Below are 19,010 nucleotides of genomic sequence, written 5' to 3' on the forward strand. Positions count from 1 at the left end.
ATAAATTATTTTTTGATTTATTCTCTATTTTTTTGTATTATTAATATATTTTGAAAAGGGCGTTAAATTTGAATTAATTTTCATCATTAATTATTTCAACAATGCTAATAATATGGTAATATATGATATAGAAAAAAATATTTACGAGGTGTAAAAATGCTAGAAGAATATAATGATTATATGAATCATGACATCTTAAACACAATGGTAGCAACATTAGAAGCTAAGGATCTTTATACCTATAATCATTCAACTAGAGTAGCAGAAATGGCTTATGTTTTAGGAGAACTTTTAGGAATGAGTAAAGTAGAATTGGAGCTTATGTATATCGCTGGAGATCTTCATGACATTGGAAAAATTGGAATACCAGATATCATATTAAATAAGCCAGAAAGACTTGAATCAGATGAATGGCGGATGATGAAAAGACATTCAAATATTGGATACTCTATATTAAGTAAAGCAAGATACTTTGAAGAGGTTTCAAAAATAGTTTTGCATCATCATGAAAGATGGGATGGTAAAGGTTACCCTGATGGTTTAAAAGAAAATCAAATCCCATTAGAATCAAGGATACTAGCAGTCTGTGATTCAGTAGATGCAATGAAAAGCGATAGGCCGTACAGAAAATCAATAAGTGATGAAATATGTAAGGATGAAATAAGAAAAAATAAAGGGATAATGTATGATTCAGATATAGCAGAATGTATGCTTAAAAATTGGGATGTAGTAGTGATGAAGTGTTATAATTAATAAAATTAGCTATATATAGGTTATTCTATACAATAGCTAATTTTTTATTTTGCAGTAATATTTTATAATTCAAGAATACGTATTAACTTTATTAATAAGGCAATTCGCATGAAATAAGAAAATTTCTTATTTCATTTTCATTAAGATAGACATCTCCAATTATTCCATGAGTTTTCTTCTTAGTATTAAGACTATGAAAATCTGAACCGGCTGTATAAATAATATTTTTAGTATATGCCGTTTTTATGAAGTTTTCAGTATCTTCATTTGTATTACTAAAATATTTTGCTTCAATACCATTAAAATTCATTTCTATAATATCATTGAAATTAGCTTTAGTTAAAATGACTGGATGTGCTAAAATAACTATTGCACCAAAAAATCTTAATATATCAATTCCTGTTTTCACATATAATTTATACTTTGAATCATAAAAATTAATATCATTTTTAAATAACGATTTAATAGGTGAAATTGTATGATTTTTTATGTTTTTTAATATCTTAAGGAAAAGTTCATTTTTATAACTATCATCTTTAAAATAGCCTAATATATGAACCTTAGACCCTTTATATGAAGTAGAAAGTTCAATTCCAGGAATGACTTTAACACCAAGTTTTTCTCCGACTAAAATAGCTTCATCGATACCAGCCGTAGTATTATGGTCAGTTAATGCAATAATATCTATATTTTTTTTCTTGCAAAGCATAACTATTTCTTGTGGAGTATGTTTACCATCTGAAAAGGTTGAGTGTATATGAAAATCACCTCTATGATACATCTTAATGCCTCTTGTAATATTATATGTATTTAATATATGATTATAAATCCCAATTGATATTGTTTTAAGAAAACTAAAAATTACTTACTTTATTGAATAATAAACCATATAAAACATTATGTTCACGATTAACCATAATTTTTACAACTAGTGAATTAGCTATAATATGTTGAATGATGTCGAAAATATGGTAAAATTAAAATATGGACAAGTTAGAAAGTTTGTATCTTTTTGAAAACGATTATATGAAGTTGTTTAAAGCTTGAAATACCAAAAAAGAGGGGAAAAACTAATGAAGAAAGCATTTTTAAAAAAGATAATTATCGCTGTTGTTTTAAGTACAACAAGTACTGCATTATTACCATTGGGAGTATCAGCTGAATGGAGGCAAAATTATGATAAAACACTAAGTTACACGGATGGAAATTCAGTTGTTAAAGGATGGATGAAAATTTCAGGAGCCTGGTATTATTTTAATTTTGATGGGAAGATGAAAACAGATTGGGTTAGTGATAATGGAACTTGGTATTATATGAATAATTTGGGAATAATGCAAACTGGTTGGATAAAAAATGATGGCAAATGGTATTACTTAAATAAAACTGGAGCAATGGAAAGAGGCTGGATAAAAGATAAAGAGAAATGGTATTATCTAGATTCGAGTGGAGCGATGCAGATAGGTTGGATAAAAGACAATGGTAAATGGTATTATACTGATAATTCAGGAGCAATGCAAATTGGAAATATAAATATTGGTGGTAAAGTATATTATCTAAACGAATCTGGGGAGTTAAAAGAAAATAAATATTCAATTAACACATCAAACTCTATAAAATTAGGTAAAAACAAAGAAGAAGTATACGGAGGCAGTGAATTAGTTGATATAAGTGAATTACCAAGTCTGCCACAAAATTATTCTATAAGTATACAAGAAGCTGCTGAAAATAAAATACTTGAGTTAATGAATCAAAAAAGAAATGAAGCAGGATTATCATTGTTAGTATTGGACAATACATTGGTAAAGATAGCAAGGTATAAAAGCAATCATATGATACAAAATGATTATTTTGATCATACAACGCCTATCGGAGAAAATTGGACAAACTGGTTAGAAGTTATTAATTATAAATATACTACAACAGGAGAAAATATAGCATACAATAATTACGATTCATTTGAATTATTTAATCAATGGTGGAATTCTCCTGGCCATAGAGCAAATATGATGAATGCATCATATACTAAAGTTGGTATAGGCGTAATTAAAGGAAATGAAAAGTATATGGGAACACAAACATTTTCAAATTAGTTAAATATTAAATTATTAAAAATGCTGTTAATTATAATTTTTTAAAATTAACAGCATTTTTTATATAGTTCTAATTTTTTGAGTTAGCAGACATGGAATAACAATGTATTCAATTTATAAATTAATATTGTATCCGTACAATTTACTGTTATAGATTTATATGATATTTTATTTATATTAAATATTTAATAAGAAAGGAGGGGGATTCGATGAATAATAAATTTGTATATGCACCAGGCCCTACAAGTGTGAGGGAAAATGTTAGATTAGAGAGAGCTAAAATAACTACAAATCCAGATGTTGATGAAGAATTTGTAGAGTTTTATAAAGACACCTGTGATAAGATAGGGCAGATAATACATACAAAGAATCCTGTTTATATATTAAGTGGAGAAGGCATATTAGGACTTGAAGCAGCCTGTGCATCTCTAACTGAGTCTGGAGACAGAGTTCTTGTTTTGGATAATGGAATTTATGGAAGAGGTTTTAAAGATTTTGTTGAAATCTATGGAGGAGAAGGGGTATATTTTTCAGATGATTACAACAAAAATATAGATGTAGAAAAATTAAGCGAATTCTTAGAAATAGATCATGATTTTAAATATGCAACAATAGTTCATTGTGATACACCAACAGGAGTTTTAAATGATTTATCTAAAATATGTCCAATTCTAAAGAAATATGGGATTATAACTGTAGTTGATTCTGTTTCAGCTATGGGAGGAGAAGAAATAAGAGTTGATGATTGGAAAATTGATATAGCATTAGGTGGATCACAAAAAGTATTTTCAGCTCCAGCGGGATTGACTATTGTTAGTATTAGTGAAAAAGCTAAAGAGTCAATGCTGGATAGAAAAAAGCCTATTGTAGGGTTTTATTGTAATCTAAATATATGGTCTAATTATTATAAAGATAAGTGGTTTCCTTATACTATGCCAATTAGTGATATTATGGGGTTAAGCATTGCTGTTGATAATATTTTAGAGGAAGGAAGCAATAATGTAATTAATAGACATTCAAGAATAGCCAATGCAACTAGAGAGGCGGTTAAGGAATATGGATTAGAATTGTTTTTAAAAGATGGATATTCTAATACAGTAACAGCTGTTAAAATACCAGAAAATATAGGAGCATTGAAATTAAAAGAGCATATGTTAAGTAACTATAATACTTTAATAATAACATCTTTAAAACCATATGATGACACTATTTTAAGGATAGGACATATGGGAGAAAATGCATTTGAAGAAAAACTTACATATGCATTAAATATAATAGACAATGGATTAAAAGATTTGGGTTTTAGCAGTGAGCATAATTTGGTTGAATTATTTAATAAGCATATCAATGAATAATATATAATAATAGTAAGGTGGGGCAACATTATGGAAATAAACAAAACAAAAAGTAAATTTACAACAAAAGACATGGTAGAAACAGCATTATTAACAGCATTAGTGTTTGTAACAACATTTTTTGTTCAAATTCAATTACCAATAATGGCTAGTGGAGGATTAGTTCATTTAGGAAATGTAATGTTATTTACTACAGCAATTGTCTTTGGAAGACAAAAGGGTGCTATAGCAGGCGCTATAGGAATGGCACTTTTTGATTTATCTTCAGGATGGGCTGTTTGGGCACCATTTACATTCATTATTAGAGGTGTAATGGGGTATATAATAGGTACTATTTCTTGGGGAAAAGGAAGAGAAGGAAATAATTTTACATGGAATCTTATTTCAGTACTTATAGCTGCAATATGGATGATAGCAGGATATTATATTTCTGAAGTTATTATTTATGGTAATTGGGTTGCACCAATAGCATCTATACCAGGGGATATTACTCAACTTGTAATAGGAGCAGTAATTGGATTACCTTTTTCAAAAGTTCTTAAAAGATATTCTAATTACTTTTAAACACAATTAAAAAAGAAAAAAGTGTATAATATGGTGGGAAAGGATAATGTGAAAAGAAGGTAGAAATTTGTTCTACCTTCTTTTTTATATGATAATATTGTAGTATTATATTATTATGAGGGGAAAATGCAAAGAAAACAAAAAATTACACAATAGTTTAAATCAAATTTTTATGCTAATTAACTAATTATTAAATTATTTTCCAAATATTGTAGGATAAAATTTGAAATGACAGATGTGTTATGTATTTAGGGGAAGGGAGCATTAGGGGTGAGTGCAAAATTTCGGGGGATTAGCTTTATATTAATATTTATGTTTATGAGTCAGTGGCTGATATTTGATGAAGTACATGCTACTGTTGGTGATTCGTCATGGGTAACAATTGATGCAAGTGTTTTGAGCAGTGCATCTAAGGATTTAAATAATTATATTAATTATGAAATAACCAATAATAGTAAAACACAGTTTTATATAAAAAATGGAACATATAATTTGAGTGATTCAATAATCATAAATAAGCCAGGAATTAAGATTTATGGTGAATCAAATGCGGGAACAATTTTAAATCAAATTAATGCTGGCGCTAAAACTATTGCTATTTCGGAACATGATATTGAAATTTCAAATTTATATATAGATGGAAGCGTTGGAAAAGAAGTAATCCATGCACAAAATGGATTGAGTGTCCACGATGTTCTTATAAAAGATTGCAAAATCTATGGTTCTAATACAAATTCAGCTATTGCTTTTTATGGATTGGATGATGGAAATAGAAGCTATGGAAATTCTATACAAAATAATGAAATTCATTCTACGGTAATTAATTCAGCTACAAAACACGAAGCTATTAGTTATTATTTTCAGGAAGGTGGTATTATTACAGGTAATGATATTTATGGATCTGATTTGTATGCATATCATTGCTACAATTTAAATTTAAATAATAATAGTATTCAAAATTCTAATGAAGAACCTGGAATAAAAGTGAATTTATCTGCAGATAATATTACTATAAATAATAATAATATAAAAAATACAACAGAAGCAGGAATATCAATTGTTGTAGATAGTGGAGTAAATACTACATATAGTGGAATTAATGTGAAAAATAATACTATAGACACTACTCAATATATTGGTATTGAAATAAATAATGTATCTGGTGGAATTATATCAAATAATAAAGTGAATAAATCACATGATGTTGGTATAAATGTATCAAAATCAAATAATATTGTGATTGAGGATAATACGCTCGACAATTCCCAAAAGGGAGGAATTAAGGTTATATTATCCGGTAATAATGTTAAAGTAAGAAATAATACTATTTCTAATACACATGATTCTGGAATTGCAGTAGTTGGTGATTCAGCAGATAATAATACTTACACAGGTATTGAAGTAATGAATAATAGTGTAGACAATACTAATTATTTTGGGATAGAGATAAATAATTCTGATGGTGGAATAATAACAGGAAATAATATTAGTAACATTGATTATTATGGAGTATATCTTTTGAAATCAAAGAATTTAATAGTTGAAAACAATAGAATATTAAATTCTTATAAAAATTTATCGCATCCTTGGGCGGCTGGAACAGAGGCTTCTATTTACTTGGATTCAAAGGTTAGTAATTCAAGTATTGGTAATAACTATTTAAACAATACTAACACTTGTCCTAGTGGTATATTAATATCAAATAGCACTGATAATTCAAATAATATTGTTAATGGAAATCTTGTTCTTGGTAATTTTGTACAAGCTATAAATCCACCAATAAGTGATTCAAATGGAAATTCAATTGCTTATGTAAAACCTTCAAATCTTAATGCAACAGCCACAGATAATAGCATAAGATTAAGTTGGGATCCAGTTGGAAGTACAACTGATACAGCAATAAAATATGAAGTTGAGATTGATGGAAATTCAACGTGGATTAATGTGAATAATGTTACTACTTACTTACATAATGGTTTGAATAGAGGAGAAACTCATAGTTATAAGGTTAGAGTAAATAATTTTGGAGAATATAGTTATATAAGTCAAAAAACTGATGATTTCCTAGCACCAATTCTTACTGTTGGAGATTATACAGAAGATAGTATAGAAATACGATGGAATGCAGAAACTGGTCAAAACTATGAAGTTCAAGTTAATGGAAATACAACAACTACTGTTGTTGGAGCTATAAATTTTTATAAGAAACTTGGTTTATCAAGTGATACTACTTATAAATTTAAGGTGAGAATAGTTGGACAAAGCCAATGGAGTAATGAAGTGACTCAGAAGACTAAGGCACTTATACCAGTAATAGTGGTTCCTCCTACTACACCACCAGCAGTAATCACGACTCCACCGGCAGTGATTACAACACCGCCAGCAGTTGTTACAACTCCATCGGCGGCTACAACAAAACGTAAGAAAAAACATAAGGCTTTTGTTGAAATAACAGTAGATGAGTATAAGAAAATACTTTACAAAGAAAATCTAATTTATGACTATGAGGAAAAGAAGCTGAAACGTATAATTGAGTACAGTTTCAAATACCAAAGTCATTACTATTTGAAAAAAATAAAAGATGGAAAAGTTATTGAAGATGAGGAGTTCAAGGTTGATTTAGTACCTGAAGACTTGTTCTCAGAACAGGAAATAAGAAATGCTTTGATAGGCAAAAATGATAACATTGATACAATTATAGTTAGAGATTTTTCTAATCCGCCAAACTCTAATGAAAAAAATGATTTATCACAATATTCGGAGGAGAAAGAATCTGTCTTGACAATAAAGAATAACAACACAGAAGTTGAAACTATAGAAACCTATAGGAAGGATATCAAGAACTTAGAAAGATAAGGCATAAAGGTAAATTAATGTATACAAGGTAATAATAAAAACTATGGGAATAAAAACTCATAGTTTTTATTATTATATGAGATTGTTTTGAGTGATATAATAATGATATAATAAGAAAAAATTATTAATGAATAAATATAGCCAAAATAATTTTGGAGGAAAATACATATGGATGAGATGCTTAATAAATTAGAAGGAAACGAATTTTTCAAGAATCTTAGTTTTAATGAGATAGAAAAGCTTATTTCACATATTTCATATTCTTTAAAAAAATATAACAAAGGAGAAGTTATTGCCAATGAGGAAGATGAATGTAGCAGCTTAGGCTTTGTTTTGGATGGAGTAGTAGAAATTCAAAGAATATATTTGAGTGGAAAACAAATTGTTTTAAAAAGATTATCTAATGGGGATGTTTTTGGGGAAGCCTTAGTCTTTTCTAATAAGTCTAATTACCCAGCTACTATTATAGCAGTTAATGATTGTAAAATACTTTATATAAGTAAATCAGATATATTAAAATTATGTACTATAGATGAAAGAGTTTTGGGGAATTTTATGGCTACATTAAGCAATAAGATATTCATGCTAAATTCTAAAATAAAAAGTATTGCATTTAAAAGTATTAAGCATAGGGTGATTAATTATATTTTAGAACAAGCTACGGTGCAAAAAAGTGAAAGTATTAAATTGAAAGAAAGCAAAGAAGAAATTGCATCAACAATGGGTATCCCGAGACCTTCTTTGTCAAGAGAACTGATGAATCTAAGAGATTTAAATTATATTGAGTTTAGTAGAAACACAATTAATATTCTTGATATTGAAGGATTAGAAGCTGAATTATTTGATTAAATAGATATTTGAAAATTAACATATATATGTTGTAAAAAGAATTATTCAAAACTTAAAGATTTCCAAATTGATAATTGAGTATTGAAAATTGATAATTGAAATATAGAAATAAAAATAGTGTGTAACAAATGGTACATACTATTTTTTTATGCAAATATAAAATAGAATTACAGGAAATGCTTAATAAGCCTTAATGAGTGCAAAATTTAAGCATATGATTAATTTATTTGTAAAGGAGAAATTAAGATGGATAATAAAATGTTTTGTTTTCAATGTCAAGAAGCAGCAGGATGTACAGGCTGTACTGTAAGAGGAGTATGTGGTAAGACTCCAGATTTAGCAAAAATGCAAGATTTATTAATATATACAACTAGAGGCTTATCAGAAGTTGCAACTAGAGCTAGAGAACAAGGAGTTACTGTATCTGGAGAAATTAATACTACAGTTACAATGAATCTTTTCACAACTATAACTAATGCTAACTTTGATAAAGAAGTATTTTATGGAAGAGTAAAAGAAACTTTAAGATTAAAAGAAGAATTATTAGCAAAATTAAATAATAAAGAAAACTTAAGTGGAGCTGCTTTATATACTGCTGAAACTAGAGAAGATATGGAAGCTAAAGCAGAAACAGTTGGAGTACTTGCTACTGAAAATGAAGATATTAGAAGTTTAAGAGAACTTATTACATATGGATTAAAAGGATTATCTGCATACATGAAACATGCTAATGCATTAGGGTATGAAGATGAAAATATATGCGCATTTATGCAAAAAGCATTATCATTAACTGCTGATAACAATGTAACTATAGATGAATACATTGCATTAACTTTAGAAACAGGAAAAGTTGGTGTTGATGGAATGGCTTTATTAGATAAAGCTAATACAGAAAGTTATGGTAACCCAGAAGTAACAAAAGTTAATATTGGTGTTGGTACAAACCCAGGAATATTAATTTCAGGACATGACTTAAAAGATTTAGAACAATTATTAATTCAAACAGAAGGAACAGGAGTAGATGTTTATACTCACTCTGAAATGTTACCAGCTCACTATTATCCACAATTAAAGAAATATTCACACTTAGTAGGTAACTACGGAAATGCTTGGTGGAAACAACCAGAAGAATTTGAAAGCTTCAATGGTCCAATACTTATGACAACAAACTGTATAGTTCCTCCAAAGGATAGCTATAAAGGAAGATTATACACTACTGGTGCATCAGGATATGAAGGATGTACTCATATTTCAGCGGATGAAAATGGAAAGAAAGATTTCTCAGCAATTATAGAACAAGCTAAGAAATGTGCTGCTCCAACTCAAATTGAAGAAGGAGAAATCATTGGTGGATTTGCTCATAATCAAGTATTAGCGTTAGCTGATAAGGTAGTTGATGCTGTTAAAACAGGAGCAATAAAGAAGTTCTTTGTAATGGCAGGTTGTGATGGAAGACAAAAGTCTAGATCATACTACACAGATTTTGCTGTAGCACTTCCAAAGGATACAGTTATATTAACTGCAGGTTGTGCAAAATATAAATATAACAAATTAGATTTAGGAGATATCGGTGGAATTCCTAGAGTTTTAGATGCAGGACAATGTAATGATTCTTATTCATTAGCAGTAATTGCATTAAAACTAAAAGAAGTATTTGAACTTGAAGATATAAACGAATTACCAATAGCATTTAATATTGCATGGTATGAACAAAAAGCAGTAATAGTTTTATTATCACTATTACACTTAGGAGTAAAGAATATTCACTTAGGACCAACACTTCCAGCATTCCTTTCACCAAATGTTGCTAATGTTTTAGTTGAAAACTTTGGAATTGGTGGAATTACAACTGTAGAAGACGATATTGAAATGTTTTTAAAATAAGAATTTAAATTAAATGTACTGAACCTTTAACATATATTTTGATATAGTTAAAGGTTCATATTATATTATTGGAATGATATGGAAAAAGAATTGGGTTAGACAGTGTCGAAAAAAATATAATGAAAAAGATGTCGTGAAAACGTATTTATAAAGAATAAATATATTTACATTATTAAAATATGGAGATATAATCAGTTGTATTGCAACATTATATAATAAAAGACTTTAATCTTTTATTATATAATGTTGTATAATTTTTTGAAAAAAAATATATATTTTAGAAAATAAAAATTATTTCTGTAATATATTATTTTCTATAGTGGAGGAATAATTATGTTCAAAAAAATTCAATCATTCTTGATTGGAAGAGCTCTTAAGACAACTGAACTAGCAGAAGAGAAGTTCAATGTTCTTTGGGGATTACCAATATTGTCAAGTGATGCTATTTCATCAGTAGCTTATGCTAGTGAAGAAATATTATTGGTACTCATACCAGTGCTAGGAGCGCGTGCATACGGGTCAATGATAGAAATTGCAATTGCTATCACAGTTTTATTAGCTATAATTGTATTTTCTTATAGACAAATAATTGATAACTTTCCTCATGGGGGAGGGTCGTATATTGTTGCAAGTCAAAATATTGGAAAGATTCCAGGATTAGTGGCAGCATCATCACTGATAATAGATTATTTGCTAACAGTTGCAGTTAGTACTTGTGCAGGTGCAGCAGCAATAACATCTGCGATACCACAATTATTGCCATATCAAGCAATAATAGCAGTTATTGTAATAGGTTTAATAACACTTGGCAATTTAAGAGGAATAAGAGATTCTTCTAAATTATTTGGTATACCAACATATTTATTTATTTTTTCGATTATAGTAATGATAATAACAGGAATATTTAAGGTTTTAGTATTAAAAGAAAATCCAATGCCAGTATATCCAATTAAGCAAGCTACTGGAGATTTAACAATATTACTATTTTTAAAGGCATTTTCTTCTGGATGTACAGCTCTAACTGGTATTGAAGCTGTAAGTGATGGAATACCAAATTTCAAAAATCCAGCTCAAAAAAATGCAAAAATAGTATTAGGTACATTGGCATGTATTGTTTTTGGAATATTTGGTGGAATATCATATCTTTCTACAATGTATAAAGCAGTGCCAGGGGAAGATATAACAGTAATAGCACAAATTGCTATGCAGGTTTTTGGACCAGGTAATATAATGTTCTTTGTTGTACAAGCTACTACTGCCGTTATTCTTACTCTTGCAGCTAATACTGCATTTTCAGATTTGCCTTTATTATTATCAATTTTGGCCAAAGACGGATATGTTCCAAGACAGCTTGGAAAAAGGGGAACGAGATTAAGCTTTTCAAATGGGATTGTATTATTATTTTTGCTTGCTTCATTGTTAGTTTATATTGCTAATGGTAGTACACATATATTACTATCATTATATGCAGTAGGTGTATTTATATCATTTACATTATCTCAATTTGGAATGCTTAAGAAATGGACTAAAAGTAAAGAAAAGGGCTGGAGACATAAAGCATTTATTAATGGATTAGGAGCAGCTGTTACAGCAGCAACTTGTATAATTATAGGTGTTGAAAAATTCACTCATGGTGCATGGATTGTACTGGTTTGTATACCAATACTTGTTACAGGAATGTTGAGAGTTAGAAGGCATTATACAAAAGTAAGAGAGAATTTAAAAATTGAAACAGGATTAGAAAGTTTAATTGTAAGGGAAGCAGTAACTAAGCATGTTATTGTACCAGTTCAGACTATAAATAAATCATTTATTAAAAGTTTGAATTTTGCTTTAACCTTTGGAGATAACATAGAAGTTTATCATGTTAGTACAGATGAAGAAGCAACAAAAAAATTAATAGAAAAATACTCTAAATTAGGAATAGCAGCACAACTTGTAATAGAAAATGCGCCATATAGAAATGTTAATGAAAAATTACTTGCCTATGTAGAAGAAAAACATAGACAATTGAAAAAACATGAAGTAATCACAATAGTAATGCCTCAATTTATTATACATAAGTGGTGGCACCAAGCACTACATAATCAAACATCAATTTTGTTAAGAAGATCTATATTAAAGATGAGAAATGTAACAATAGTTACTGTACCATATATAATTAATGAATAGATTAATAAAATTGACAATTGTCAATTTGGAAAGAAATATAGATATCCAAGGCAAGAATTAGACTTATGCAACAATTACCGAAACCAGATACATTTATCTTCCACAGGACTAGTGAAATTTTCACTGGAAGGTTCTAAATTGGAGTTTATCGCCATTTTAGCGTGTTCCAGATGTAAAATCCCCAAGGAGAAAGTTCATGTTTCCAAATATAAAAGCTCCAGGGAGAAAGTTCGTGTTTCCAAATATAAAATTTGGACACTTACTTTTTGGACATTCACTTTTAGACATGCTAAAATGGAACAAGCTCCCATTAAGAACCTTCATCAGCTCAATTTCACATGCCTGCTCCAGAAAAAATGTATCGGATTTCTAGTGTAGTGTTACGATTATAATTTCTCGATAATGCATACATATTCCATTTATAAGTTTGATTATTAAATTGGATATCTATACTCTTAGAACTTGATAATTGTTATATAAAGAAAAAGCGTAAGGTAACTTTACTAGAGTACCTTACGTTTTTTTAATTAAATAAGTTAGTTTAGATCAAATGAAGTATTAGGCAAAAGAGCCTCATCATTTATTTCCTTGCTAGAGTTATCAGAAGTATTATCATTATAAGATAAATCAACTTCGTCTAAAGGAATAACTTTTGTCTTATGTTTGATTTTATACCATGCGTATAACCCAACAAATAAAGGGATTCCTATATAAGAAGCAATTAGGCCTTGCCAATCAACTCCTTCAGGTTTTATACATGAATAACCTTGTCCAATGATTATAATTATACACATTAATAATGCTAATATAGGACCAAAAGGATACCACATAGCTTTATATTTCAATGTACCTAAATCTTTACCTTGATGAATAAATGCTTTTCTAAATCTATAGTGACAAACAGCAATACCAACCCAAGCTATGAAGCCAGCAAGTCCTGATGCTGCAACAATCCATACATAAACTGTACTTTCGGCAAAAATTCCAGTTAAGAAACAAGCAGAAGCAACTATAGTTGTTAGTATTAATGCATTTATTGGAACACCACGTTTATTAGTCTTAGCAAAAAGTTTTGGAGCCATACCTTCTTTAGCCATTGAAAAAAGCATTCTAGTTGAAGCATACATACCTGAATTACCTGCAGATAATACAGAAGTTAATATGATAGCATTCATTAAAGATGCAGCACCAGCTACACCAGCTCTCTCAAATACCATTGTGAATGGGCTTGTATCAACGCTTGCTTCAGTAAATGGTATTATTGCGCCTAAGATTATAATTGTTCCTAAATAAAATATTAATATTCTCCAAAATATAGATTTAATTGCTTTAGGAATTGTTTTTTCAGGATTTTCACTTTCACCTGCAGCAACACCTATAAGTTCAGTTCCTTGAAATGAAAAACCAGCAATTAAAAATATAGCAAAAATTGATTTTATACCGCCGTGGAAAGGACCATCTTCAACAACATAGTTATGAAATCCAATTTCACTTCCACCCATTATACCAACTATCATTAAAATACCGATAATTAAAAATACAATAACTGTAACAACTTTAATTCCCGCAAACCAGTATTCTGATTCACCATATGCTTTTGATGATAGAATATTTAAACCGACTATTATAATTAGAAACATTATACTCCAAACAAATCCGCTAACATTTGGAAACCAATATTTCATAATTAAAGAACCAGCAACCATTTCTGCTGCAACTGTTATAGCCCAGTTATACCAGTAGTTCCAACCAAGTGCAAAGCCAAGAGCTGGATCTATAAATTTGGTAGCATAAGTACTGAAGGAACCAGAGATTGGCATATGTGTTGCCATTTCACCTAAACTAGTTATTAAAAAATATACCATAATACCGATTAGACCATATGCGAGTAATGCACCACCAGGTCCTGCTTGATTTAAAGTGTCTCCCATTGCAACGAAAATTCCTGTACCAATGGAACCGCCTAGAGCAATCATGTTTAAATGTCTTGCTTTTAGACCTCTTTTTAACTCGTTATTCTTTTCATCCATTATTCTATTTACTCTCCTTATAATAAAAATTTTATAAGTAAGCAACTAAGATAATACAAAGATTTAAACAATAAAAAATGCCATGAAAGCATCTTCATGACATAAATACGAAAGTTGCATATAAAATAAATGCATTATACCGTAATATTTCCATTGAAAATAGCTCTCCACAAAATAATTTGTGACAGTCTTATGTATATTTTACATAAGCCCAGCAAATAGCGTTAAAGCAATTAGCTATTTACTTCGGCGAAATTTCCTTTGGTAATTACATCAGTTTGCTTGTAATAAAGTAATACTACTCTTAAATTTCGCGCCTCTATCTTAGTTATCTAACTATTAATTTATATAATTATCTAATAAAATTAAAAATAAGTCAACATTTTATAATATTTTAATATAAAAATTAAAAAAAGTGATTTTGGTTAATTTAACAAAAATACTATTTTGTTGATAGATTGTTAATGGAATTAGCATAATGGTAATAAAATGTTTAAAAAGTAAACGAAAAGCTTTTTAATTGACAATGATATAGGCGGAGGGTATAATTCAGTATAGAAATAATTGTTATTGACAATGTAGTCAGCTTTATTAAAGAGGTTGGCTTGTTTTTTTAGCAATTGAATATTGAAAGGGGACTATATTATGAAAAAAATAAGAAAAATAATTGCAGTAACTTTATGTGTTGCAACTATTTTAGCATTAAGTGGCTGTGGCTCTAAAAAGACAGGAGATGACAAAGTCCTACGCGTGGGAACAGAAGGGGCATCTGCACCATTTAACTGGACTCAAACTGATAATTCAAATAATGCAGTTCAGATTAATGGGACCAATGAATATGCAAATGGGTATGATTTAATGATTGCTCAAAAGATTGCAGATAAAATTGGGTATAAATTAGAAGTTCATAAAATGGACTTTGATGGGTTAATTCCTGGTGTAAGCACTGGTAAAATAGACGTTGCAATTGCACAAATGAGTATTACAAAAGAACGTATGCAAAGTGTAGACTTTTCAGATCCATATTATAAAGCTAATATAGTAGCACTTACTAAGAAAGGAACTGCATATGAAAATGCTAAAAGTGTTGCTGATTTAAAGGGAGCTATTTGTACATCACAGTTAAGTACAGTTTGGTATGACATGTTAAAGCAAATTCCAGATGCTAAGATTCAACCTGCTATGGATACTGTACCTTCACTTATAGTTGCTTTGTCTTCAGGTAAAGTAAATGTTGTTACTATGGATAAACCAACAGCAATGGCTGCAGTTTATTCAAATCCAGATTTAGTTATGATTACTCCAGAAGGAGATAAGGGATTTAATGCTTCTGATGAAGATGTAAATATCGGTATTGCAATTAAAAAAGGAAATAAGGAATTAACAGATAAGATTAATAAGGCTATTTCAGAAATATCAGAAGATGATCGTAACAAAATGATGGAACAGGCTATAAAAAACCAACCATTATCAAAGTAGCAGTAAAATAATAAGGAGGTTTTTTGATTAGCCTCCTTTTTGTAATTTTACAGTAGTAAAATATTTTTGTGAGGTGGAAAATAGTATGACATCAAATTTACCAGAAGGTTTTTTTCAGTGGGTATGGTTTATATTGCAGCAATATGGAGGATTGTTTCTACAAGGAGCATTATATACACTTTTAATTGCAATAATTGGTACTGTAGCAGGATGTATTATCGGTTTTTTTGTGGGAATTGTACGGACTATTGAAGTGAACCCAGAGGATAATACAATAAAGAAAGTTCTATTAAAATGTTTACATTGGATATTGTCTGCTTATGTAGAATTCTTTAGAGGTACACCAATGATAGTGCAAGCCATGGTAATATATTATGGTGCTATGGAAGTCTTTAATATTGATATGTCTCCATTATCTGCAGGATTATTAGTTGTGTCTATTAATACAGGTGCATATATGGCAGAAACTGTGCGTGGTGGAATTGCTTCCATTGATATTGGGCAGACTGAAGGTGCAAAGGCAATTGGAATGACACATTTTCAAACCATGTTGTATATCGTGCTTCCACAAACATTGCGTAATATCATGCCTCAAATAGGTAATAACTTAATTATAAATATTAAAGATACATCTGTATTAAATGTAATATCTGTAACAGAATTATTCTTTTCGGGTAAATCTGCAATTGGTACATATTACAAGTACTTTGAAGTGTTCTTTATAATATGTTTGATTTATTTTGTCATGAATCTTACTGTTTCTAGAATATTACGTTTTGTAGAAAAGAAAATGGATGGTCCAGATAATTATAAGTTAGTTAAAAGTGATTATATGTCAGGAGAAATAACAGAAAATAGCTCTATTATAAAAGTGAAGGGAGGAAAACAATAATGGAAGCTTTAAAAAACATTGATAACATAACTCCTATCTTAGAAGTTAATCATTTAGGAAAAGCTTTTGGAAGTAATCAAGTGTTAAAAGACATTGATTTTAAAATTAAACAAGGCGATGTAGTTTGCATTATTGGTTCATCAGGATCTGGTAAATCAACCCTTCTTAGGTGTATAAATATGTTGGAAACTCCTACTTCAGGGGAAATATTACATGATAAAGAAAATATATTAAATAAACGTAAGGAAATAACTAGTTATAGAGCAAAAGTTGGTATGGTATTTCAACAATTTAATCTTTTTAATAATATGAATGTAATTGAAAATTGTATGATTGGAGTTACTAAGGTATTAAAAAAGGATAAGGAATATGCAAAGAACATTTCATTGAAATATCTAGAAAAAGTAGGTATGGCACCTTACATTAATGCTAAGCCTCATCAACTTTCAGGAGGACAAAAACAGCGTGTAGCTATTGCTCGTGCATTAGCTATGGAACCAGAAGTGTTATTATTCGATGAGCCAACAAGTGCATTAGACCCTGAAATGGTTGGAGAAGTTTTAGCAGTTATGCGTGAACTTGCTAAAGAAGGTATGACAATGATTATAGTTACTCATGAAATGGCATTTGCTAGAGATGTTTCAACTAGGACAGTATTTATGGAAAAAGGGGTCATAGTTGAAGATGATATACCACAAGTTATATTTAATAATCCAAAGCATACACGTACTCGTGAATTTTTATCAAGATTTATGGAACAATGATGGTTTTCATATCATTGATTGTACATGTATTTAAATAAGATAAAAAGCAATACTATCTATAAAAAATAAAAGAGCGTTATGCTCTTTTATTTTTTATAGATAATTTAATATTCAAATTTTTAATATAAATTTGGTTATGGTTTATTAAAGTTAATAGTTATCTTCACAATTTCACTATTGCTTCCAGTTCTTATAGGAGGTCCCCAAGTGCCGTAACCTGAACTGACAATTAAATTGAAATTATCTTTTTTTAGAAGACCATAAGCATCTTCATATACTGCATTAATTATCAGATTACCAGGGAAGAGTTGTCCTTTATGTGTGTGACCTGAAAGTTGTAAATCTATATTTTCAGCCTCTGCTTCTTCTAATTTATCTGGTCTATGATTTAAGACTATCATAGGAAGAGATTTATCAGTATCTTTTAATATTTCATTAAGAGGAGCTGTATTATTATGTCCAGAATTTCCACCTTGTCCTTGATCACTTCGTCCAATTATGTAAAAACTATCAGCAATTTTTATCGATTGGTCCTGTAAGTATTTAATATTAGCATCTTCGAAATAGGTGATAGTATCTGTTAAATTACCAGCTCCATATTCATGATTTCCTGTAATGGCATAAACTCCATATTTTGATTTTATGTTTTTAAATTCATCTCTTGAGTATTCTTTTAATTCAGTAGTAGTACTATCATCAAATATATCTCCGCAAAATACTACAACGTCAGGCTTTAATGCATTTATTGAGTTAACCATTTGAGAAATTCCATTCTTTCTTACTCCTATACCAATGTGAACATCAGACAGCATAACTACATTTAAGGAATTAAGACTTCCAGCATTTTTGTTTATATTCACTTTGTAATTTGTTACAACTTTATGCTGACAATTCCAAGCACCAAATGTGAGGATAATTAAAATTGTTATAAATACTGAAATTCCATTACAATATATTTTTTTTAATCGTTTCTTTATTGTGATTTTAAAATTTATTTTTTTAATAATGAATTTTAATAAATCCACAAGAGGCAATATTAGAATTGAGTAGAAAAAGAACCCAAGATAAATTGCACCAATTATTTTTGAAGTCTCTGTGATAAAATTATCTGTTGATAAAATACCACGAAGTATATTGCTAAAAATGAAGGATAATGCAATACTCCAATAGATTATCCAATAGACTATATGTTTAATTCTATCATTAATATCTATTCCAATTCCTTCAATTGCAAATTTCACTTTTCTTCCAATGTAATATGAAAGCAGTACAAAGGCCATAAGTACTACTAAAACAATTAGAATTGTCATTATTATTTATTT

Annotated in this window: 14 protein-coding genes and 1 riboswitch; of the genes, 11 read left to right on the forward strand and 3 right to left on the reverse strand. The window is 29.2% G+C overall.

Going from position 1 to position 19,010, the window contains the following annotated elements; genetic code table 11:
- Positions 1 to 156 precede the first annotated feature (156 nt).
- A complete protein-coding gene (locus L3B98_RS00580) occupies positions 157 to 753 on the forward strand; it encodes an HD-GYP domain-containing protein (protein ID WP_015390958.1) in 597 nt (198 codons plus the stop codon).
- 91 nt (positions 754 to 844) lie between these two features.
- Here the strand turns inward: L3B98_RS00580 and L3B98_RS00585 are convergent, their stop codons facing one another.
- Positions 845 to 1,534, reverse strand: coding sequence for a PHP domain-containing protein (locus tag L3B98_RS00585; protein WP_238915155.1), 690 nt, complete (start codon positions 1,532 to 1,534; stop codon positions 845 to 847).
- 292 nt (positions 1,535 to 1,826) lie between these two features.
- Between L3B98_RS00585 and L3B98_RS00590 the strand changes: the two genes are divergently transcribed.
- The 7 genes from L3B98_RS00590 to L3B98_RS00620 all read left to right on the forward strand — a co-directional run bounded on the left by L3B98_RS00590 (position 1,827) and on the right by L3B98_RS00620 (position 12,523).
- Complete coding sequence (locus tag L3B98_RS00590) at positions 1,827 to 2,843, forward strand: CAP domain-containing protein (RefSeq protein ID WP_238915156.1); 1,017 nt, start codon at positions 1,827 to 1,829, stop codon at positions 2,841 to 2,843.
- 209 nt (positions 2,844 to 3,052) lie between these two features.
- Positions 3,053 to 4,198 carry an alanine--glyoxylate aminotransferase family protein gene (locus L3B98_RS00595; RefSeq protein ID WP_238915157.1) on the forward strand — a complete coding sequence of 382 codons (1,146 nt, stop codon included), beginning with the start codon at positions 3,053 to 3,055 and terminating at the stop codon, positions 4,196 to 4,198.
- Positions 4,199 to 4,228: 30 nt separating this feature from the next.
- Positions 4,229 to 4,762, forward strand: coding sequence for an ECF transporter S component (locus L3B98_RS00600; protein ID WP_238915158.1), 534 nt, complete (start codon positions 4,229 to 4,231; stop codon positions 4,760 to 4,762).
- A gap of 270 nt (positions 4,763 to 5,032) precedes the next feature.
- Positions 5,033 to 7,618 carry a right-handed parallel beta-helix repeat-containing protein gene (locus L3B98_RS00605; protein WP_238915159.1) on the forward strand — a complete coding sequence of 862 codons (2,586 nt, stop codon included), beginning with the start codon at positions 5,033 to 5,035 and terminating at the stop codon, positions 7,616 to 7,618.
- A gap of 168 nt (positions 7,619 to 7,786) precedes the next feature.
- Positions 7,787 to 8,467, forward strand: coding sequence for a Crp/Fnr family transcriptional regulator (locus L3B98_RS00610; protein WP_238915160.1), 681 nt, complete (start codon positions 7,787 to 7,789; stop codon positions 8,465 to 8,467).
- Positions 8,468 to 8,713: 246 nt separating this feature from the next.
- Complete coding sequence (hcp, locus tag L3B98_RS00615; RefSeq protein ID WP_238915161.1) at positions 8,714 to 10,351, forward strand: hydroxylamine reductase; 1,638 nt, start codon at positions 8,714 to 8,716, stop codon at positions 10,349 to 10,351.
- Positions 10,352 to 10,684: 333 nt separating this feature from the next.
- Positions 10,685 to 12,523: an APC family permease gene (locus L3B98_RS00620; RefSeq protein ID WP_015390966.1), complete on the forward strand. Its 1,839-nt coding sequence runs from the start codon at positions 10,685 to 10,687 to the stop codon at positions 12,521 to 12,523.
- Between the two features lie 536 nt (positions 12,524 to 13,059).
- Here the strand turns inward: L3B98_RS00620 and L3B98_RS00625 are convergent.
- A complete protein-coding gene (locus L3B98_RS00625) occupies positions 13,060 to 14,553 on the reverse strand; it encodes an amino acid permease (RefSeq protein WP_238915162.1) in 1,494 nt (497 codons plus the stop codon).
- A gap of 152 nt (positions 14,554 to 14,705) precedes the next feature.
- Positions 14,706 to 14,883, reverse strand: a riboswitch (Lysine riboswitch).
- 315 nt (positions 14,884 to 15,198) lie between these two features.
- Between L3B98_RS00625 and L3B98_RS00630 the strand changes: the two genes are divergently transcribed.
- The 3 genes from L3B98_RS00630 (at position 15,199) to L3B98_RS00640 (ending at position 17,688) form a co-directional block, all read left to right on the forward strand.
- Complete coding sequence (locus L3B98_RS00630) at positions 15,199 to 16,032, forward strand: transporter substrate-binding domain-containing protein (RefSeq protein ID WP_238915163.1); 834 nt, start codon at positions 15,199 to 15,201, stop codon at positions 16,030 to 16,032.
- Between the two features lie 85 nt (positions 16,033 to 16,117).
- Positions 16,118 to 16,924, forward strand: a complete 807-nt coding sequence (locus L3B98_RS00635; protein WP_238915164.1) for an amino acid ABC transporter permease — start codon at positions 16,118 to 16,120, stop codon at positions 16,922 to 16,924.
- Entirely contained in the window at positions 16,924 to 17,688 is a 765-nt protein-coding gene (locus L3B98_RS00640; RefSeq protein WP_275298338.1) for an amino acid ABC transporter ATP-binding protein, read from the forward strand. The genes L3B98_RS00635 and L3B98_RS00640 overlap by 1 nt, the downstream gene beginning before the upstream one ends.
- Before the next feature lie 134 nt (positions 17,689 to 17,822).
- Here L3B98_RS00640 and L3B98_RS00645 read toward each other — a convergent pair whose 3' ends face one another.
- Positions 17,823 to 18,998, reverse strand: coding sequence for a metallophosphoesterase (locus tag L3B98_RS00645; RefSeq protein WP_238915165.1), 1,176 nt, complete (start codon positions 18,996 to 18,998; stop codon positions 17,823 to 17,825).
- Between the last annotated feature and the right edge of the window lie 12 nt (positions 18,999 to 19,010).

This window comes from Clostridium sp. YIM B02555, assembly GCF_022320955.1.
Taxonomy (GTDB): Bacteria; Bacillota; Clostridia; order Clostridiales; family Clostridiaceae; genus Clostridium; species Clostridium saccharoperbutylacetonicum.